Below are 18,644 nucleotides of genomic sequence, written 5' to 3'. Positions count from 1 at the left end.
GAGAATTAAAAAACAGCTTTCCGAATTAGAGAATTTGCTTGGCGACCATAGCGTTTTGGACCCACCTGATTCCATTCCGAACTCAGAAGTGAAACGAAATAGCGCCGATGGTAGTGTGGGGTTTCCCCATGTGAGAGTAGGACATCGCCAGGCTTTAAATTTAAAGAGCCCGTTTGAAAGAACGGGCTTTTTTAGTCTTCAGGGACATCTTGATGCTGATATAGCTCAGGTGGTAGAGCGCATCCTTGGTAAGGATGAGGTCCCCAGTTCGAGTCTGGGTATCAGCACCATTTACAATTAGAATTTTACTTGGCGACCATAGCGCTTTGGACCCACCTGATTTCCTTTCCGAACTCAGAAGTGAAACGAAGTAGCGTCGATGGTAGTGTGGGGTTTCCCCATGTGAGAGTAGAACATCGCCAGGTTCTTATTAGACTCAAATAGTCTGACCAATGCGGAGCGGTAGTTCAGTTGGTTAGAATACCGGCCTGTCACGCCGGGGGTCGCGGGTTCGAGTCCCGTCCGCTCCGCCACTTATTCCAGACCCCAGCAGAAATGCTGGGGTCTTTTTATTTGTACAGAGTTAAGTTGGATTTCGACCAATGAGTCCCGCAAAAGGCTTGCCCGTTGTCTGCAACCCCAGCCTCTCTGCCACTTATTCTAAAGCCTTGCTAGAAATAGCAGGGCTTTTTTCCATTTAAGTTTATGTTGGCCCTTCGGCAGAAAGAGTCCCCTCAGAATGCCGAATCAGCCACTCCGCAATTTATCCAGACCCTAGCAGAAATGCTGGGGTCTTTTAGTTTGTGCTGAGTTAAGTTGGTCTTCGATCAATAAGTCCAGCAGGAGAGCTTGCCTGTGGCTCTGGTCTTCTGATATGCATTCCCGATCCCAGCAGAAATGCCAGGATCTTTTAGTTTGTGTTGAGTGACTTTACTCAAATCTATAAGTTCCTAGTGTTGGGAGCTTGCTTGATCTCAAGCTCTACAGATCCTCTGCTGATTCTGAACGTCAGAAGAAACCTCATGTTCTTTTTGCCCGCTGTCACCTGCCTTGAGTTTTAGCTAGAAAGGTAATATCTATTAACTGTGGAATTTCAAAGTGGGTTATACGCTTGTATGTGGTGTGTGTTGGGCGCTGTATGGTGAAGTCTCTAGTCGATCCATGTTTACGGTGTTGTCGGCGTAAGGTGTACTGATATAACTGCTTAGGATTAATTTCAGGGCTTTCTCTGCTGAAATGAATGGGCGCATTTCTCGGCTTCACTGCACTTGCGTAGGCTCTTAGTGAGTGTTTTTCTTGATTTATCGTTATAAAGAAAGAGCTTACTTTTAAAGCCTGTTCCTAGCTCTGTAAGCTCTCTAGAGCGTTACAGGTTGGTGATTACGATTATTATGGGATCATTACGCACTAACAACTTATAAAGTCATTGAAGGGCTGTTAGAGAGCCAATACTGGTATTTGATGAGTATCTATAGAGTGTTGGTGCTGGGACTGAGTGTAAAGTGGATAACGAAAGAGGCAAATGTGATTTGTGCTGTTGCTAAGCCTTAGGAGCCATACTTCTATTTATATCGCGAACTAATAAGAGAGGGGAGTAAAGATAAACTCTCTGGCAGCATATTGGTTACGCAAAATTTTTAAATCTAATGACGCAGGGACACAGACTTGCTGGTGAAGATTAAGAAGAGCTATTTGGGCATTTTAAACGAAAAAAAAGCCGCATCAATGATGCAGCTTTCCAAAAGTGGCTCCTCCTGCTGGGCTCGAACCAGCGACCTGCGGATTAACAGTCCGTCGCTCTACCAACTGAGCTAAGGAGGAATTATCTTTTTAAATATTCTTATCTTTAAATAAAGTGGTGCCGACTACCGGAATCGAACTGGTGACCTACTGATTACAAGTCAGTTGCTCTACCTACTGAGCTAAGTCGGCACGTTTTCATTAACAAGCAATAATCTTGCTAATTGAAAGTGGCTCCTCCTGCTGGGCTCGAACCAGCGACCTGCGGATTAACAGTCCGTCGCTCTACCAACTGAGCTAAGGAGGAATTGTCTTTTTAAGAATAAATGGTGCCGACTACCGGAATCGAACTGGTGACCTACTGATTACAAGTCAGTTGCTCTACCTACTGAGCTAAGTCGGCACACCTTATTCTTTTAACTATTGTTCGTGCAAAGCACCAACAATTAATAAATTGTGGTGCCCGGAGGCGGAATCGAACCACCGACACGAGGATTTTCAATCCTCTGCTCTACCGACTGAGCTATCCGGGCGACGAGGTGTATTAAACGGTTTTTCGCTTCTTAGGTCAACAATAAAATTCAAATAAAATATCGTTTGATGAAATTGTGCTCGGAGTGGGCTGTTTTTATGCGTTTTAAATGGTGATACACCTTGCTTTAAGCGTTCTTGGGAATTAAACGACGAGTTTGCTTGCCTGATTAGTAAGCCAAAAATAATAAAGCACGTTTGAAAACGTGCTTTAAGTTAGTAAATTGGCTCTAAGCTAGTGCTTTACAGAGAACTTATTGACCCATCCTTCCAGATCATTCGCTAAAGAAGCCAGGCTTTGAGTGCTTGATTGACTCTCTGTGACCACTGAATTTAGCTGATAACCGCTTTCTTCAATCAGGTTTATGCGGTGTGCAATATCGTCGCTGACATGGGTTTGCTCCGCAGCGGCCGTTGCGATTTGTTGGCTCATTGTCGTAATGGCTTCTAATGCTGTCACTATCTGTTGTAGAGCTTCAGAAGCACTTTGGGACTGTGTGACTGTGCTTTGACTGGTCTCGGCGCAAATCTCCATTGTTTGGATAGCATGGCGAGAACCTTGCTGGAGGTTTGAGATCATGTTCTGGATCTCTTTTGTACTATCTTGAGTGCGGCCAGCAAGTTTGCGAACTTCATCGGCCACAACAGCAAACCCTCTGCCTTGCTCACCCGCGCGAGCAGCTTCAATGGCTGCGTTTAGCGCCAGTAAGTTAGTTTGCTCTGCGATATCACCAATGACATCTAAAACTTTGACGATGTTGTTTACATCCTGATCTAAATTAGCTACCGCCAGACTGGCTGTACTTAACTGATTTGCAAGTCCCTGGATATTATCCACTGTACTGCAGATCAGTGATTGGGTTTGTTGGCTTTGTTTGTCTGCCTCATCCGTATTTCGCGCGGTATCATTTGCTGACGTTGCGACTTGATTAGCTGATGAGGCCATTTCTGTCATCGCTGTCGCAATCATAGCGGTTGATTCCTGTTGTGATAGGGTCAAATCAGCAATGGTTCCAGAGCGTGATTCAACTGCGGATAACTCTGAGCGCAGAGCGAGCATAGAACTATCGAGATTCGTTACCATTATGGCCAGAGACTGACTCATGTTCTGCACAGCATCGTAAATACTATCTTTTGGGGCTACCGTATCGAAACTTGTCTGTATATTGCCCTGAGAGACTGCCTGAACGGCTTGGCGTACGTCATGAGGCTCTCCTCCTAATACGTTCAGCATCTTGCGGATAGCGATGATTAGGCTGGTAAGAATAGCACCTGCGATGAAGAGGCATAGAACGAGTTGCCATTGTGCAGTAGCCCAAAATCGTGCATTTACCTCGTTAAATCCAATACCAGTACCAACAACCCATCCCCAGTGAGGCGTTTTTTCTGCTATTGAATGCTTCTCTTCAATGCTTCCGTCAGTTTGTGTTTGGCTCCATGTATATTCGACAATCTGGCCTGTTTTGTTATCCAAAATATCTAATATTAATTGGCCAACGCTATTGTTATTGCTGTCTTTGAAGTCATGGAAGCTGGTGCCATGCAATTGTGGGTCGAGAGGCGCAGCGACAAATATCATGTTCTCATCGGCAACATAAACGTATTCATTATCTTTATAGATATTGTTACGAAGCAGGCGAGTCGCCAGTGCTTTTGCTTCATCTTCCGGAAGTTCACCACTTGCAGCCATTGCTTCTACTTCTGTCAGAATACTATATGCGCTCTTGAACAGTTCTGTCACTCGAGCTTTGTTATCAAGGTTACTTGCAACTCTCAGAGTCCATAAACCTGTAGCGGTTAATGCGAGCAACGCCAGCAATATAATCGCAGACAGTAAATAGGCTTGAGTTTTTAGTTTCATATTTGGGCTCACAAAATTTTTAGTTGCTATGCAAAGCATGGCTTATTTTAGAAATTGAATAGACAAGGCATCTTATTGAAGAAGGAAATGAGCGCCTACAAGTGCTTGTTTAAACTATGATGGAGATTAAATTTTTATCGTGAAATAAGTTTTTCAGGAAGCGAGCTTTATATGTGGGGTGGTGGAATGAGTGAAAGTCGTGATTGGGTAGGGGAGAATATATAGATAAAAAAAAGCCGCATCATGTGATGCGGCTTCTTGAAAGTGGCTCCTCCTGCTGGGCTCGAACCAGCGACCTGCGGATTAACAGTCCGTCGCTCTACCAACTGAGCTAAGGAGGAACTATTCTGTTTGTGTCTTGCTAATCAATTAAATTAAGCAAGTGCACCAAATAATGGTGCCTCGAGGCGGAATCGAACCACCGACACGAGGATTTTCAATCCTCTGCTCTACCGACTGAGCTATCGAGGCAAAAGAATGGTGCCGACTACCGGAATCGAACTGGTGACCTACTGATTACAAGTCAGTTGCTCTACCTACTGAGCTAAGTCGGCACACTTTATTCTTTTTAGAAGAGTGGACTCTTCTTTTTTAGAATTCCAACTAAATGAAACTCTAGAAATTGGCTCCTCCTGCTGGGCTCGAACCAGCGACCTGCGGATTAACAGTCCGTCGCTCTACCAACTGAGCTAAGGAGGAATTATTCTTTTAACAACAAGAAGTTGTTTGTGTCTTGCAAATCAAATTAGATTAAGCAAGTGCACCAAATAATGGTGCCTCGAGGCGGAATCGAACCACCGACACGAGGATTTTCAATCCTCTGCTCTACCGACTGAGCTATCGAGGCAAAAGAATGGTGCCGACTACCGGAATCGAACTGGTGACCTACTGATTACAAGTCAGTTGCTCTACCTACTGAGCTAAGTCGGCACACTTTATTCTTTTAACTATTGTTCGTGCTAAGCACCAACAATTAATAAACTGTGGTGCCCGGAGGCGGAATCGAACCACCGACACGAGGATTTTCAATCCTCTGCTCTACCGACTGAGCTATCCGGGCAACGGAGCGCTATTAAACGGATTTTCCCGCTTTCCGTCAACCACTTTTTTTAAATAATTTCAAAAAAGTGGTTGTTCGAACGCTTTTTGTTCAACTCGTGCTAGAAAGTTTGCACAGAGTTAAATTCCTTTTTGAAATTTGTAACTTTTTCTAGGTAGCGTCGTGCTTCTGCATTGGGATGTTTTTTAGTTAGTGCCCAATAAACCTGGTTAGGTTGCAGAGAATTCAGATCCCGCATCGCACGTTTTCGGTCACTGCGGTTAAAGGTATTGAGAACGCCACCAGTACCGCCGTTGTACGCGGATATCATACTGTATTCGAGCGAGGTCGGGTGACTAACATCTTTTAAATAACGATTCTTCAAGATGTAGAAGTAAGCCGTTCCGGTATCAATATTGTTTTCTGGGTTAAACAAATACTCTGGGCTTGGTTGGCCCGAGCGATTTTTTACCAGCGCGAAAACGTCTCTGCCTGCTGTTTTTGGTACGACTTGCATCAAGCCATAGGCATTCGCCCAACTGACGGCATATGGATTAAAACTGCTTTCTGTTTTGATAATGGCGTAAATTAAATCTTCGGGGATGTCGTATTTCTCTGCGGCTCGGCGCACGATGTTCGCATATTGATAGCTGCGTTGGATGAAGTGATCTTCCACCATGGGAATTTCTACGTAGTACGCTTTTTTGAAGTCGACGTCTTTGGTTTTTATTTCGTGGTTAAGCAGGTAATCGGCAAAGCGGTTAGCTCGCCATGACCACTGAATGGGCTTGTTATCTTGGTCGACGACTTGTTTATAGAGAAAAGGCTGACCTTCAAGTTTGATATCTTTGGAAGAAAATAGATCGACATTCGCCGGATCATCAGGAGTGAGTAGTGTTGTGATGATGGCGTTTTTGAGGTGCTTTTGTGGTTCGGTTGGCGATACGGTTTCTATAGTGATCACGCCTTTTTGGAAATCAACTTCAGCGCGACTGAGGTAGTTATCGATATATTTTACGTAATTGCTTTTACCTGCGAGCTTAACTTCTCGTTTTCCCCATTTTTTTTGGATATTACCGGAGAAGCTATTGATCAACGAATCGAGAGCTGCGGTGTCTTTCTCAAATTGTCCTGGTAACTCGGCTAAGTTATTGGCGAAGCGATTGGTTGGCTCGTACTCGACATCATAAAACTTTTCGACGACCTCGCGACTACAGCCTGCCGTTAATAGAAGGGCTGCAACGATAAAGACAATTTTTTTCATGGCTAATTATTTGATGGGATGGTGTGGCAATGACACCACAAGGTTCTATGTGATGTCATTGTTTCTGAATAAACTTATTTTATTTTAACAAGTTATTCGCTAGGTGGTGTGTAACCATCGATGTGAACGTCTTTGCCTTCGAACAGGAAGTTCACCATTTCAGTTTCGATCAGTTTACGATGCTCTGGATCCATCATGTTAAGCTTCTTTTCGTTGATCAACATGGTTTGTTTGTGTTGCCATTCAGCCCAAGCTTCTTTAGAGATATTATCAAAAATACGTTTACCTAGCTCACCTGGGTAAAGTTGAAAGTCTAGACCTTCGCCTTCTTTCTTTAGTCGAGCACAAAACACAGTGCGGCTCATAATGACTCCTTGCATTCAATTAACGAAGTTCGTGGGGTAGCGTTTCCAGCAATAGTTTAACTGGCGCGGCTAAGCCTACTTCTTCAGGTTTAGATAAGTTATACCAAAGACCTTTGTTACCTTCCATTATCACGTCGGGTTGCTTTGACAGGTCAATCAAAATTGGTGTGATATCGAGATGGTAATGACTAAAGGTATGGCGGAAAGTGATCAGCGTTTGCTGCTCTTTAATGTCATTGGTTTGAATGCCGCGTTGTTCCAACAGCAAATCAATATCGCTTTCGACATCAACATGTTCGGTTTGTGGAAAGCAGAAAAGCCCGCCCCAAATTCCAGTTTGAGGTCTTTGTTCCAGCCATACTTCGTGCCCATTTGCATTTTTATGATGCAGCATGACAAAGCGGGTTTGCTTCACCGGTTTGTCTTTCTTGGGCTTTTTACCAGGGTAGTCGAGGATATTACCTTGTTTTTTCGCTACACAAAGATCAGCAACAGGACATAGTGTGCATTTGGGTTTGCTGCGTGTGCAGACCATCGCCCCCATGTCCATCATGGCTTGGTTATATTTGTCGACATCTGTTTGTGGGGTATGTGCCTCGGCAATTTCCCACAACTTGTTTTCCACTTTCTTCTGGCCCGGCCATCCTTCAACGGCAAAGCATCGAGAAAGTGTTCGCTTCACGTTACCATCGAGGATCGCATGAGGCTGTTTATGTACGGATGACAGTACAGCAGCCGCAGTTGAGCGGCCAATGCCTGGCAGTGCATTCATTTGCTCGATATCTAGAGGGAATTCACCGTTATATGTTTGGGCCACCTCTTTTGCTGCTTTATGAAGGTTGCGTGCTCGGGCGTAATAACCGAGACCCGTCCATAGGTGCAGCACTTCATCTTGCTCTGCATTAGCAAGATCGACCACGGTCGGAAATCGCTCTAAAAAGCGTTGGTAATAAGGAATCACCGTAGTGACCTGTGTTTGCTGAAGCATGATTTCAGACAACCAGACACTGTATGCGGTTTTGTTCTGTTGCCACGGAAGATCTTTTCTTCCATATGCGTCATACCATTCTAAAATGGCACTGGCGAAAGGGGTCACGACTTGCTCTGTATTCTATTATTGGTTAGGAGCAAAATTGCACCACATATATTGGGTGATAAGTACAACGGATAAAGTGTGGGGATATTACAGGGATCATCATAGCTTTTGAGTCATGATAGACCGAGAGCTCAACAAAAACTTGCACCCGAGTAAATTCTTTGGATAATCCCCGCTTTGATTAATCAATGTGCAGGCAAAATCAATGAGTGAAGTAACCACTAACGAATACAACGAAGACGGCAAACTGATCCGTAAAATCCGCAGTTTCGTTCGTCGCGAAGGCCGCCTAACTAAGGGCCAAGAGAGTGCGATGAATGAGTGCTGGCCAACGATGGGTATCGATTACAAAGCAGAACTTCTTGATTGGAAAGAAGTCTTTGGTAACGACAACCCGGTTGTACTTGAGATCGGTTTTGGTATGGGCGCTTCACTGGTTGAAATGGCAAAGAACGCACCTGAGAAAAACTTCATCGGTATTGAAGTACATAGCCCAGGTGTTGGCGCTTGTCTTGCTGATGCACGTGAAGCGGGTCTGACTAACCTGCGCGTAATGTGTCACGATGCGGTTGAAGTGTTTGAGCACATGATCCCAAATGATAGCTTGGCGACTCTACAACTGTTCTTCCCTGACCCATGGCACAAAAAACGTCACCACAAGCGTCGTATCGTACAGCTAGAGTTTGCTGAAATGGTTCGCCAGAAGCTTATCCCTAATGAGGGTATCTTCCATATGGCAACGGACTGGGAAAACTACGCTGAGCACATGATTGAAATCATGAACCAGGCACCAGGCTTTGAAAATATTGCTGAAGAAGGTGACTTTGTTCCTCGCCCTGAAGAGCGTCCATTGACTAAGTTTGAAGCTCGCGGCCACCGTCTTGGTCACGGTGTGTGGGACATCAAATTCAAGCGTACTGCTTAAGGAGCCAGGTGATGTACCACTATGCGATATTAGCGAATCCGGGCCACAACCGTATTTATTTTGATAGCGCAATGACCATCGCATGTTCAGAGCTAAAAGCAATGCTGGCTGCTGAAGGTGTTGAAGTGACTGAAATTGGCAGTAAAGATGTCGGCTTACCTGCAGCATTGGTGTTCTCGTGTGCAGAAGCGCTCAACGACGAGCAGTCACGCAAGATTGCCGCATCATCTATCTACTACGCGCTGTTTGAAGTGCGTGAAGATGGTTTGCTACGTCCAATTCAGGCGCCTGCGTTCAACACTTTCCCTGAGAGCATGAGTCAGATCCTGCGTTATACCGGAAAAACAAACGAACAGTTTACGCGTTTGATGGTAAACCTTGGCGTGAGTGCCGCTAACACAGATAGCGCGCAACTGACGTTAATGGATCCGATGTGTGGTAAGGGTACAACACTATTTGAAGGTTTGATCCATGGCTTGAACGTGGTGGGTGTTGAGATCAACCAGAAATGGGTTCAAGAGATCCAAACCTTCGTCGTTAAGTTTATGAAGAACGGTCGCTTTAAGCATAAAGTGAGCAAAGAAAAGCGCACTTCTGGTGGTAAAAAAGTGGCCGATGGTTTCGTGGTTGAAGCCGCAGCGACAAAAGAAGATTACAACCAAGGTAACCTTCAGACCATGAAGCTGTACTCGGCGGATACCCGTATCGCAGACCAAGTTGTGAAGAAGAACTCGGTGGATGTCATGGTGTCTGACTTGCCTTACGGCGTGCAGCACGGCAGTAAAAATGCCAAAGACAGCAAACTGAACCGCAGCCCGTTAGAGCTATTAAAAGAAGCCCTGCCTGCATGGAAAGTGGTACTGAAAAAGCAAGGCTCAGTGGTGTTGTCTTTCAACGAGTTCACACTGAAATGGAAAGATGTCGCGGCATTATTTGAAGAACAGGGATGGAAGGTGCTTTCAGAAGACCCTTATATCGGTTATCTTCACCGTGTGGATCAATCTATCAACCGCAACATTATTGTGGCAGTGAAACCATAATTGATTGTTCGATAACGAATATTTGAAAAGCCAACACACTGTTGGCTTTTTTTACCTCTGAATTAAATCAGTGATAATAAGGTGAACAATGAAACCTACAGTGGAAATTTTGACAGATATTCTGACCGAAGTTCGTCCTTTGATCGGTCAGGGAAAAGTAGCAGACTACATTCCAGCTCTGGCAAAAGTGCCCAGCAACAAGTTAGGTATTGCGGTATACACCAATGACGGCGAAGTGATTAAGGCGGGAGACGCCGACGAGCCTTTTTCTATCCAGTCTATTTCTAAAGCCCTGAGCCTGACGCTGGCGATGTGCTTATATAAACAAGAAGAAATATGGGCAAGGGTAGGCAAAGAGCCTTCTGGCCAGGCTTTTAACTCTTTAATCCAGTTAGAGATGGAGCAGGGCATTCCACGTAACCCGTTCATCAACGCTGGTGCGATAGTGGTTGCCGATCTGCTGCAAAGCCGTTTGTCTGCACCGCGTCAGCGCTTGCTTGAATTTGTTCGTCAGCTTTCCGGCGATACCCACATTGTGTACGACAAAGTGGTGGCCGCTTCTGAAATGATGCATGGTGACCGCAACGCTGCGATTGCTTATCTGATGCGCTCATTTGGTAACTTCGAGAATGAAGTTATTCCAGTGCTGCAAAACTATTTCCACGCCTGCGCATTGAAGATGAGCTGTGTTGATTTGGCGAAAACCTTTAGCTATTTAGCCAACAAAGGTACGTCTGTGCATACCGGGAAGCCGATTGTCTCACCGACTCAAACTAAGCAGTTGAATGCGCTGCTCGCAACGTGTGGGCTTTATGACGGCGCAGGTGAGTTTGCCTACCGAGTCGGTATGCCGGGCAAATCTGGCGTGGGCGGCGGCATTATTGCCGTCGTACCGGGGGATATGACGATTGCAGTCTGGTCTCCGGAGCTCGACCCCGCTGGTAACTCATTAGCTGGCACTAAAGCTTTGGAATTGCTTTCTGAGCGAATCGGTCGTTCCATTTTCTAGAGCTGGCCATTTTTCTCAGAATAAATAAAATGCCTCTCACATAGAGAGGCATTTTTTATCGCTTGATATCAGATACGCTTATTCGTCTTCTTCTGCCATAAACGCTTCGAGCAAGTCGTTCAGGAAAAGCTTACCTTTTTCAGTGATTTGCCAATGTGTTTCTGTCTCACTCAAATACCCCAGCTCTAACGCCCAGTCGATGGTGTCTTGAATGCTACTCAGTGGTAACCCTGTAGTGTCGATAAAGTCTTGTTTTGGACACGCTTCCATTAAGCGAAAACGGTTCATAAAGAACTCAAACGGACGGTCTTCATCTTCGACGAATTGTTCAGTATGCAGGTACGGCTTAACCATATTTTGGTATGCAGCAAGATACCCACGAGGGTGTTTTACTTTTGTGGTACGAATGATACGCCCATCAGCAAAACTCAGCTTACCGTGTGAGCCACAACCAATGCCGAGGTAATCCCCAAAGCGCCAGTAGTTGAGGTTGTGCTGGCACTGGAATCCCGGCTTACTGTAACCAGAAATCTCGTATTGTACGTACCCAGCAGCCGCCAGTTTTTTATGTCCTAGCTCGAAGATGTCCCATAAGTCATCGTCGTCAGGTAGCGTCGGCGGCTTGTAGTAGAACATAGTATTCGGCTCAATGGTGAGCTGATACCAAGACAGGTGCGGCGGTGCCAGTTCAATCGCTTTGTCCAAATCGGCCAGAGCCTGCTCAATACTTTGATCTGGCAAGCCGTGCATTAAATCCAGATTAAAGCTATTTAAGCCAATTTGGTGAGCAAGGTTAGCCGCATTGACGGCCTCATCTTTGCCATGAATCCGACCAAGACGCTCTAGCTTCTCTTGCTCAAAACTTTGCACACCAATGGAAATACGCGTCACCCCTGCTTTTCGATAGCCGGCAAAACGTTCCGCTTCAATTGTGCCCGGGTTAGCTTCCATCGTAATTTCGATGTCAGTTTTGAATGGAATACGTTCTTCAATGCCTTTTAACAGGCGCTCAATCCCTTGTGCTGAAATCAGGCTAGGCGTACCGCCTCCGATAAAGATCGAATGCAGAGGACGCGGCGCATCGTTCAAGCGATACTTCTCAATGTCGGTATCCAGATCTTCCAGCAGGGCGTTGATGTATTGCTCTTCTGGGATCTCTGCCTTGAGCTCATGCGAGTTGAAATCACAGTATGGGCACTTTTGCACACACCATGGGATGTGAACATAGAGACTGAGTGCTGGGGGCGTTAATATGGTCAAACTCGTTTACCTTACTGAGCGGCTTGTTCAGACAGCTGAGCAAACAGAGACTTAAGCGCTTTACCACGGTGTGATAGCTGCTTTTTACGCGCAGGTTCTAGCTCCGCAGATGCGCAGTTATCCTCTGGTACGAAAAAGACAGGGTCATAGCCAAAGCCATTCTCACCGTGTGCTTCTGTCAGGATACGGCCTTCCCATTTGCCATGACAAACGACAGGCGTTGGATCGTCTTTATGACGCATCAGAACCAATACGCAGTGGAAACGTGCGGTGCGCTCCGCCTCTGGCACACCTTCCATTGCTTTTAACAGCTTTTCTAAGTTGTCTTGATCTGTCGCGCCTTCGCCTGCGTAACGCGCAGAGTAGATGCCAGGTGCACCGTTAAGGTAGTCGACTTCTAAACCAGAATCATCAGCGATTGCCGGTAGGCCGGTTTCTTGTGCTGCGTGGCGGGCTTTGATGATCGCGTTTTCAATAAACGTGGTGCCTGTTTCTGCAACTTCAGAGACGTTGAATTCGCTTTGTGCTAATACTTCGAATCCGAAATCGGAGAGCAAATCAGCCATCTCACGTACTTTGCCTTGGTTGCCGGTTGCTAACACAATCTTTTTCATGGGGTTCTCTTTTCATTGTGATAAGGAGAACATGTCGTTCTCCTTATCGTTTTATTTCTAACTTTGTAAGGCTTTTGGCCTGCTGGTGTCCAAAAGCGTTTAGATCATCATGATCTAATTACTTTTCGACATATCACTCTTCAACATAAAACTTCTGGGTAAATTGAAGCTTTCCTGAGCCTTTGTTTCCCGATTTTACATCAATATCGAAGGTAAAAGTTTCTTCATGTGTGACTGGCAGTTCCGCTAGGTAGTAAATGGCGTCACCTTCTTTGACTTCTCGGAAGGTTAACTGCTGAGTTTGACCAATCAGGTTCTTAGCTTGCCCAGCAACTTGTGCTTCTAACGCCGGTTTTCCGAGTGAGGCTCTGTCCAGCACACTAATATTGATGATCGCAAGATAGCCATTACGTTTGATGTCATAGCTTCGCGCTATTTTAGGCGTCAAAAAGGTAGAGTTAAACGCTACGTAATGCACTTCGATGTCTTTCATGTTTTTGAACTGTTCAGCGAAAGTTGGGAAAGACAATAGGCTGATCAGTAACGCGGTAATCCATTTGTTCATTGTGAAATCCTCAAGGAGACACTTCCATTTAAGTTTAATTTAAATAACCGGTTCGAAGGTTAAATAAAAAGCCATCATAAGATGGCTTCTATGTCAGTAGGTATCTGGGTAGGCGATTCTATCCGAATTTGTTTGTGTCGTCCCAGTTCGCCTTTTTCTATGTGAACCAAACCTTTAGCGACTTTAAACTGCTTAGCCAAGAACTTGGTGAGATGCGCATTGGCTTTACCATCGACAGGCGGCGCAGTAATGGCGATTTTTAACTCTTCTCCATGCAAGCCAACGATTTTATCGCGGCTTGCTTTGGGTTGAATATAGAGTCTTAGGACAATGTCCTCGCCATCGCGCCAAACTGCGGCTGACACTACAGTTGGAACCAGATAGGGCCGATAATATCGCCCATCAGGAAGTTGGCGAATTGTAGACCAATAAACAGAACCAGTACGCTAAGATCCAGACCACCGAATGCAGGAAGAATACGACGGATTGGCGCGCACATTGGTTCTGTCAGCTGGTGGAATACATATTCGATAGGGCTGCGGCCTTGGCTAACCCAGCTTAGGATTGCACGAATCAGCAATACCCAGAATAACAAGCCGCCAGCAGCTTTAATCAGAGACAGTAAGCCCAGGAATAGGAACTCGATACTGAAAGACACAGAACCGCTAGATGCGATTAGGATCAGTGCAACGAACTTAAGTACACACAATAGATACGCAAAGAGAACAGTAGCCAGGTCGATATTGCCGACAGACGGAATAAAACGACGCAGAGGGCCAATCACAGGCTGAGTAGCTTTAACGATAAATTGCGAGAAAGGGTTATAGAAGTCTGCGCGCGCAGCTTGCAACCAAATACGCAATATAACGACCATGATATACAGGTCAAATAGGGTTGAGATGAGAAAACTCATTGAATTCATAAGGTACCCTTAACAAGTGGTGGATGGCTTTTCTCTGTAAGCATCCAGATAATTAAAATAGTTTTTCCATTTCTTCCGCACGAGCAACCGCTGCCTGCATTGCTTTTGCTACGATATCAGAAAGTTGATGTTCGTTGAATGTGCGTAGTGCTTCCGCTGTTGTGCCACCTTTAGAGGTGACATTTTCACGGAATGTGGATAGTTCAGTCTCTGGATTAGCCACAACCATGCTTGCAGCACCTAATGCAGCTTGCTGAACCAGCAGACGAGCTGTGTCTTTATCAAAGCCTTGTGCTATTGCTTCTGCTTGCATTGCTTCCATAAACAAGAAGAAGTAAGCCGGCGCGCTACCTGCAGCCGCAATCACGTTGTTGATGCCAGACTCTTGTTCTACCCAACACACTTTACCTACCGCTTCCATTAATTGAGCGGCAAAGTCTTTATCTTGCTCAGTAACGTGTTTTGGAGCGAAAAGACCACTCATGCCTAAACCAAGTTGGGAAGGCGTATTTGGCATCACACGAACCAAGTTCAATTTGGTCGCTAGCATCTCATCTAAACGTGAACAATTGATGCCAGCAGCGATAGAAATCACTAACTTGTTACTGAAATCGACAGATTGCAGTGGCTTACATACTTCCGCCATCATTTGTGGTTTCACAGACAACACCACCACATCCGCTTTTGATGCAGCGAGGATGTTATCGCTGGTAGTACGGATGCCAAAATCTTGCTCGAGTGGCAAGCGGCGTGTTTCTGAAGGTGCAGTTGCCACAATATTTTGTGCCGGGTAACCATTTGAGACTAAGCCAGAAATGATGGCTCGCACCATGTTACCTGCACCGATGAAGGCAATCTTTTTATGTTCCATTTGTCTGATTTCCATTGTGATACTTTACTATTTATAATGCACAGGTGTGCATAGTGACAATTAAGTCTTACCGCTTAACTTTGTGATGCGAAGATTGAGCTTTTTTCGCTTACTGGTAATGGCTATTCACTTTTTGAGTTATAGTCACGTGCGCCAAAAATCGCTGTTCCGATACGAACCATAGTACTACCGGCTTCTATCGCCGCCTCCATGTCGCCACTCATCCCCATGGACAATGTGTCGATGTCCGGATACTGCTGCATAAGCGCTTGCTTCAATGCCGCCAGTTTCTGGAACTCATGAAGTTGTGCATCATAGTCCGATACGTTAGCAGGAATAGACATCAATCCTCTTAAGGTGAGGTTCGGAAGGCGAGAAATCAACTCAGCCAGTTCGAATATTTCTGCATCGGTTACGCCAGACTTTGAGTCTTCGCCACTGGTGTTCACTTGAATCAGTACCTGTAAGGGTTCTAATTCGTTGGGGCGTTGATCATTAAGACGTTGCGCGATCTTTGCGCGGTCGATGGTGTGAACCCAATCGAAATGTTCAGCGACAAGGCGTGATTTATTGGACTGAATTGGGCCTATGAAGTGCCATTCTATGCAATTATCTGGATAATGCTGTGCAAAGTGCTGAACTTTATCCACGCCCTCTTGCACATAGTTTTCACCAAATGCGGTTTGACCAGCTTGGTAAGCTTCAAGAATGGCTTCAACGGGTTTGGTTTTACTTACCGCTAGAAGTTGCACTGACTCCGGAGCACGACCGCATTTTTGCTCGTCGTTGCGAATTTGAGAGGTGATATGTTCAATATTTTGTTGAATACTACTCATAGCTGTACTTTAGACTTAAGGATTTTAAATGGATATCACTGAGTTACTGGATTTTAGTGTAAAACATAATGCCTCAGATCTACATCTTTCTGCAGGTGTACCACCTATGGTCAGAATTGATGGCGATGTGAGAAAGCTCGGGATTCCAGCGTTTACACACCAAGAGGTTCATCGCTTGGTATTCGAAATCATGAATGACGCTCAACGCAGTGAGTTCGAAGAAAAACTCGAAGTCGATTTTTCTTTTGAACTACAGAACGTTGGTCGCTTTCGTGTCAACGCCTTTAACCAGTCCCGTGGCTGCGCAGCGGTATTTCGTACCATTCCAAGCAGCATACCAACGCTTGATCAACTCGAAGCTCCAGAAATCTTCAGCAAGATTGCCAGCGGGCAAAAAGGCTTAGTTCTGGTAACCGGACCAACCGGCTCTGGTAAATCGACGACTCTAGCTGCCATTGTCGACTACATCAATCGTAATCACAATAAGCACATTCTCACAATTGAAGATCCAATTGAATTTGTTCATACCAACAACAAATGTTTGATCAACCAGCGTGAAGTTCACCGTGACACTCATAGCTTCCAAAACGCCTTACGCAGTGCGTTGCGTGAAGACCCGGATGTCATCTTAGTTGGTGAGATGCGTGATAAAGAAACCATCAGCCTTGCATTGACCGCCGCAGAAACCGGTCATTTGGTTTTTGGAACGCTACACACCAGCTCAGCCGCAAAAACCATCGACCGTATTATCGATGTATTCCCGGGTAGCGACAAAGACATGGTGCGTTCAATGTTGTCAGAATCGTTGAGTTCAGTCATTGCCCAGAAGTTACTTAAGCGTAATGGTGGTGGTCGAGTCGCCTGCCATGAAATCATGATGGCGACACCAGCAATCCGTAATTTGATTCGCGAAGATAAAGTCGCACAGATGTACTCGATAATTCAAACTGGTGCGGCACACGGCATGCAGACTATGGAGCAAAATGCTCGTCAGCTATTGGCGCAAGGTATTGTTTCTCACGAAGAGGCCGACAGCAAAGTTGGGCTTGATGTACAGCAGTTCTCGTAACACTCATACAGGTAATGGTGAATACGGAAAATGGATCTGAATAAATTTCTTGAAGGTATGCTGGCGCTGCAAGCGTCGGATCTTTATATCACGGTCGGCGCGCCGATTTTGTTTCGTGTCGACGGCGAGTTACGTCCGCAAGGTGACAAGCTGACAGAAAATGATGTGGCGCAGTTGCTGGATAATGCAATGGATCCTGAGCGTCGTCAGGAGTTTCGAAAAAGTCGAGAGTCTAACTTTGCTATCGTCAGAGATTGTGGTCGATTCCGTGTCAGTGCCTTTTTCCAGAGAGAATTGCCGGGCGCGGTTATTCGCCGTATTGAGACCGACATCCCTACCTTTGAGCAGCTCAAACTGCCTCTGGTGTTGCAAGATTTAGCGATAGCCAAGAGAGGTCTGGTGCTGGTGGTTGGTGCGACTGGCTCTGGTAAGTCGACCACAATGGCGGCGATGACAGGCTACCGAAACAGTAATAAGACCGGGCATATCCTGACGGTAGAAGATCCGATCGAATTTGTTCATGAACACCAGCGTTGTATCGTAACCCAGCGTGAAGTCGGTTTAGACACCGAAAGTTACGAAGTGGCACTGAAAAACTCCCTGCGACAGGCTCCAGATATGATTTTGATCGGCGAAATCCGCAGTAGAGAGACGATGGAATATGCGATGACTTTTGCTGAAACCGGGCATTTGTGTATGGCGACTCTCCATGCTAACAACGCCAACCAGGCATTAGAGCGGATTCTTCATTTAGTACCTAAAGATCAAAAAGAGCAGTTCTTGTTTGATCTGTCTATGAACTTAAAAGGCGTGGTTGGTCAGCAGTTGATCCGCGATAAGAGTGGGCAGGGACGTCATGGCGTATTTGAGATCCTGCTGAACAGCCCGCGTGTTTCGGATTTAATCCGTCGTGGCGATCTGCATGAACTTAAGTCGACGATGGCTCGTTCAAATGAGTTTGGTATGCTGACTTTTGACCAGTCGCTTTACAAGTTAGTGATGCAAGGCAAAATCAGTGAAGAAGATGCACTGCACAGTGCTGATTCGGCAAATGACCTGCGTCTCATGCTGAAGACCCAACGCGGTGAGCCTCTGGCAACAGGAAGCTTGGCGAACGTTAAGATTGATATGGACTAGGATTTCCCATATTCCAGACATTAAAAAAGGTTGGCACAAGCCAACCTTTTCTTTTTCAGACAAATTTACTCATTCCAAAGGTTTTCAAACCAGCTTTCTAGAATGACAACTGCCGATTGACAGTCGATATTTCCTTTCGACAGCGCTTTATAGCCACCCATTTCGAATAGGTCTGCACGAGCTTCTGCCGTGGACAAACGTTCATCGTGAAGCTCGACTGGTAAGCCATAACGACCTTGTAGACGATTAGCAAACTTCTTCGCGCGTGGAGTAATGGTTTCCAAGTCTTTACCGTGTAGGTCTGTTGGTAAACCCACAACCAATAAATCCGGTTGCCATTCTTTGATCTGTTTTTCGATGTCGTCCCAGTTTGGAATACCATCATTGGCTTTAAAAGCCTTGAGCGGAGAGGCGGTACCGGTAATTTCCTGGCCAATCGCGCTGCCGATGCTTTTGGTTCCAAAATCAAAAGCCATAATTGTACGTGACATAAGGTGTCT

General features: G+C 45.6%; 17 protein-coding genes, 14 tRNA genes and 2 rRNA genes. 9 read left to right on the top strand and 24 right to left on the bottom strand.

All coding sequences use genetic code 11. The annotated features are described in order from the left end of the window. Positions 1–37: 37 nt before the first annotated feature. From rrf (VER99_RS12230) to VER99_RS12215, 4 genes are all read left to right on the top strand, one after another. Positions 38–153 (top strand): 5S ribosomal RNA (gene rrf, locus VER99_RS12230). A 61-nt stretch (positions 154–214) separates the two neighbouring features. Beyond that, positions 215–290: transfer RNA gene (locus tag VER99_RS12225), tRNA-Thr, on the top strand. A gap of 18 nt (positions 291–308) precedes the next feature. After that, positions 309–425 (top strand): 5S ribosomal RNA (gene rrf, locus VER99_RS12220). 31 nt (positions 426–456) lie between these two features. Continuing rightward, positions 457–533, top strand: a tRNA-Asp gene (locus VER99_RS12215). A gap of 1,212 nt (positions 534–1,745) precedes the next feature. On the opposite strand, the gene VER99_RS12210 is transcribed toward VER99_RS12215, so the two are convergent. The 16 genes from VER99_RS12210 to mutY form a co-directional block, all read right to left on the bottom strand. Then, positions 1,746–1,821, bottom strand: a tRNA-Asn gene (locus VER99_RS12210). 35 nt (positions 1,822–1,856) lie between these two features. Continuing rightward, positions 1,857–1,932, bottom strand: a tRNA-Thr gene (locus VER99_RS12205). A 39-nt stretch (positions 1,933–1,971) separates the two neighbouring features. Continuing rightward, a tRNA-Asn gene (locus VER99_RS12200) sits at positions 1,972–2,047 on the bottom strand. A 20-nt stretch (positions 2,048–2,067) separates the two neighbouring features. Next, positions 2,068–2,143 (bottom strand) — tRNA-Thr (locus tag VER99_RS12195). 54 nt (positions 2,144–2,197) lie between these two features. Then, a tRNA-Phe gene (locus tag VER99_RS12190) sits at positions 2,198–2,273 on the bottom strand. A 233-nt stretch (positions 2,274–2,506) separates the two neighbouring features. Further along, positions 2,507–4,132, bottom strand: coding sequence for a methyl-accepting chemotaxis protein (locus VER99_RS12185; protein WP_020334007.1), 1,626 nt, complete (start codon positions 4,130–4,132; stop codon positions 2,507–2,509). Positions 4,133–4,397: 265 nt separating this feature from the next. After that, a tRNA-Asn gene (locus VER99_RS12180) sits at positions 4,398–4,473 on the bottom strand. Between the two features lie 54 nt (positions 4,474–4,527). Next, positions 4,528–4,603: transfer RNA gene (locus VER99_RS12175), tRNA-Phe, on the bottom strand. 7 nt (positions 4,604–4,610) lie between these two features. Beyond that, a tRNA-Thr gene (locus VER99_RS12170) sits at positions 4,611–4,686 on the bottom strand. 69 nt (positions 4,687–4,755) lie between these two features. After that, positions 4,756–4,831, bottom strand: a tRNA-Asn gene (locus tag VER99_RS12165). Between the two features lie 72 nt (positions 4,832–4,903). Further along, positions 4,904–4,979 (bottom strand) — tRNA-Phe (locus tag VER99_RS12160). 7 nt (positions 4,980–4,986) lie between these two features. Further along, positions 4,987–5,062 (bottom strand) — tRNA-Thr (locus tag VER99_RS12155). A 54-nt stretch (positions 5,063–5,116) separates the two neighbouring features. Next, positions 5,117–5,192 (bottom strand) — tRNA-Phe (locus VER99_RS12150). Positions 5,193–5,292: 100 nt separating this feature from the next. After that, on the bottom strand, positions 5,293–6,435 hold the full coding sequence (gene mltC, locus VER99_RS12145) for a membrane-bound lytic murein transglycosylase MltC (protein ID WP_020334006.1): 1,143 nt from the start codon (positions 6,433–6,435) through the stop codon (positions 5,293–5,295). A 92-nt stretch (positions 6,436–6,527) separates the two neighbouring features. Continuing rightward, entirely contained in the window at positions 6,528–6,800 is a 273-nt protein-coding gene (locus tag VER99_RS12140; RefSeq protein ID WP_014233043.1) for an oxidative damage protection protein, read from the bottom strand. 19 nt (positions 6,801–6,819) lie between these two features. Then, positions 6,820–7,896 carry an A/G-specific adenine glycosylase gene (gene mutY / locus VER99_RS12135; protein ID WP_020334005.1) on the bottom strand — a complete coding sequence of 359 codons (1,077 nt, stop codon included), beginning with the start codon at positions 7,894–7,896 and terminating at the stop codon, positions 6,820–6,822. Positions 7,897–8,101: 205 nt separating this feature from the next. Here mutY and trmB point away from each other — a divergent pair, with 205 nt between their 5' ends. The 3 genes from trmB to glsB all read left to right on the top strand — a co-directional run bounded on the left by trmB (position 8,102) and on the right by glsB (position 10,870). Then, positions 8,102–8,821, top strand: coding sequence for a tRNA (guanosine(46)-N7)-methyltransferase TrmB (gene trmB / locus VER99_RS12130; RefSeq protein WP_014233041.1), 720 nt, complete (start codon positions 8,102–8,104; stop codon positions 8,819–8,821). 11 nt (positions 8,822–8,832) lie between these two features. Further along, positions 8,833–9,861 (top strand): TRM11 family SAM-dependent methyltransferase, encoded by a 1,029-nt coding sequence (locus VER99_RS12125; RefSeq protein ID WP_020334004.1) that lies wholly within the window; start codon positions 8,833–8,835, stop codon positions 9,859–9,861. An 88-nt stretch (positions 9,862–9,949) separates the two neighbouring features. Beyond that, on the top strand, positions 9,950–10,870 hold the full coding sequence (gene glsB / locus VER99_RS12120; protein WP_014233039.1) for a glutaminase B: 921 nt from the start codon (positions 9,950–9,952) through the stop codon (positions 10,868–10,870). A gap of 78 nt (positions 10,871–10,948) precedes the next feature. Here the strand turns inward: glsB and hemW are convergent, their stop codons facing one another. From hemW to VER99_RS12085, 7 genes are all read right to left on the bottom strand, one after another. Further along, on the bottom strand, positions 10,949–12,124 hold the full coding sequence (gene hemW / locus VER99_RS12115; protein WP_024372823.1) for a radical SAM family heme chaperone HemW: 1,176 nt from the start codon (positions 12,122–12,124) through the stop codon (positions 10,949–10,951). A gap of 17 nt (positions 12,125–12,141) precedes the next feature. Further along, entirely contained in the window at positions 12,142–12,744 is a 603-nt protein-coding gene (locus VER99_RS12110; RefSeq protein WP_014233038.1) for an XTP/dITP diphosphatase, read from the bottom strand. Between the two features lie 133 nt (positions 12,745–12,877). Beyond that, positions 12,878–13,309, bottom strand: coding sequence for a DUF4426 domain-containing protein (locus tag VER99_RS12105; protein ID WP_020334002.1), 432 nt, complete (start codon positions 13,307–13,309; stop codon positions 12,878–12,880). 74 nt (positions 13,310–13,383) lie between these two features. Further along, positions 13,384–13,674: a DUF167 family protein YggU gene (gene yggU, locus VER99_RS12100; protein WP_014233036.1), complete on the bottom strand. Its 291-nt coding sequence runs from the start codon at positions 13,672–13,674 to the stop codon at positions 13,384–13,386. Further along, positions 13,674–14,231, bottom strand: coding sequence for a YggT family protein (locus tag VER99_RS12095; RefSeq protein WP_014233035.1), 558 nt, complete (start codon positions 14,229–14,231; stop codon positions 13,674–13,676). The genes yggU and VER99_RS12095 overlap by 1 nt, the downstream gene beginning before the upstream one ends. A 52-nt stretch (positions 14,232–14,283) precedes the next feature. Continuing rightward, entirely contained in the window at positions 14,284–15,102 is an 819-nt protein-coding gene (gene proC / locus VER99_RS12090) for a pyrroline-5-carboxylate reductase (RefSeq protein WP_020334000.1), read from the bottom strand. A 122-nt stretch (positions 15,103–15,224) separates the two neighbouring features. Next, the gene (locus VER99_RS12085; RefSeq protein ID WP_020333999.1) at positions 15,225–15,938 is read right to left on the bottom strand and encodes a YggS family pyridoxal phosphate-dependent enzyme; all 714 of its coding nucleotides are present in this window, start codon (positions 15,936–15,938) and stop codon (positions 15,225–15,227) included. Between the two features lie 28 nt (positions 15,939–15,966). Between VER99_RS12085 and VER99_RS12080 the strand changes: the two genes are divergently transcribed. Further along, the gene (locus tag VER99_RS12080; RefSeq protein ID WP_014233032.1) at positions 15,967–17,007 is read left to right on the top strand and encodes a type IV pilus twitching motility protein PilT; all 1,041 of its coding nucleotides are present in this window, start codon (positions 15,967–15,969) and stop codon (positions 17,005–17,007) included. A 30-nt stretch (positions 17,008–17,037) separates the two neighbouring features. After that, a complete protein-coding gene (locus VER99_RS12075; RefSeq protein ID WP_014233031.1) occupies positions 17,038–18,144 on the top strand; it encodes a PilT/PilU family type 4a pilus ATPase in 1,107 nt (368 codons plus the stop codon). A 65-nt stretch (positions 18,145–18,209) separates the two neighbouring features. Here VER99_RS12075 and ruvX read toward each other — a convergent pair whose 3' ends face one another. Continuing rightward, on the bottom strand, positions 18,210–18,635 hold the full coding sequence (ruvX, locus tag VER99_RS12070; RefSeq protein WP_014233030.1) for a Holliday junction resolvase RuvX: 426 nt from the start codon (positions 18,633–18,635) through the stop codon (positions 18,210–18,212). Positions 18,636–18,644: the final 9 nt, after the last annotated feature.

Source organism: Vibrio natriegens NBRC 15636 = ATCC 14048 = DSM 759 (genome assembly GCF_035621455.1).
Taxonomy (GTDB): domain Bacteria; phylum Pseudomonadota; class Gammaproteobacteria; order Enterobacterales; family Vibrionaceae; genus Vibrio; species Vibrio natriegens.
The sequence above is the reverse complement of the archived record's forward strand: the minus strand, read 5'-3'. Positions and strand labels throughout refer to the sequence as shown.

Bases quoted from the DNA above. Each gene is read 5' to 3' on its own strand.
- VER99_RS12140 (WP_014233043.1), bottom strand. From the start codon at position 6,800: ATGAGCCGCACTGTGTTTTGTGCTCGACTAAAGAAAGAAGGCGAAGGT.
- VER99_RS12110 (WP_014233038.1), bottom strand. From the start codon at position 12,744: ATGAAAAAGATTGTGTTAGCAACCGGCAACCAAGGCAAAGTACGTGAG.
- VER99_RS12075 (WP_014233031.1), top strand. From the start codon at position 17,038: ATGGATCTGAATAAATTTCTTGAAGGTATGCTGGCGCTGCAAGCGTCG.
- VER99_RS12080 (WP_014233032.1), top strand. From the start codon at position 15,967: ATGGATATCACTGAGTTACTGGATTTTAGTGTAAAACATAATGCCTCA.
- VER99_RS12125 (WP_020334004.1), top strand. From the start codon at position 8,833: ATGTACCACTATGCGATATTAGCGAATCCGGGCCACAACCGTATTTAT.
- proC (WP_020334000.1), bottom strand. From the start codon at position 15,102: ATGGAACATAAAAAGATTGCCTTCATCGGTGCAGGTAACATGGTGCGA.
- mltC (WP_020334006.1), bottom strand. From the start codon at position 6,435: ATGAAAAAAATTGTCTTTATCGTTGCAGCCCTTCTATTAACGGCAGGC.
- VER99_RS12095 (WP_014233035.1), bottom strand. From the start codon at position 14,231: ATGAATTCAATGAGTTTTCTCATCTCAACCCTATTTGACCTGTATATC.
- VER99_RS12185 (WP_020334007.1), bottom strand. From the start codon at position 4,132: ATGAAACTAAAAACTCAAGCCTATTTACTGTCTGCGATTATATTGCTG.
- VER99_RS12085 (WP_020333999.1), bottom strand. From the start codon at position 15,938: ATGAGTAGTATTCAACAAAATATTGAACATATCACCTCTCAAATTCGC.
- ruvX (WP_014233030.1), bottom strand. From the start codon at position 18,635: ATGTCACGTACAATTATGGCTTTTGATTTTGGAACCAAAAGCATCGGC.
- VER99_RS12105 (WP_020334002.1), bottom strand. From the start codon at position 13,309: ATGAACAAATGGATTACCGCGTTACTGATCAGCCTATTGTCTTTCCCA.
- glsB (WP_014233039.1), top strand. From the start codon at position 9,950: ATGAAACCTACAGTGGAAATTTTGACAGATATTCTGACCGAAGTTCGT.
- trmB (WP_014233041.1), top strand. From the start codon at position 8,102: ATGAGTGAAGTAACCACTAACGAATACAACGAAGACGGCAAACTGATC.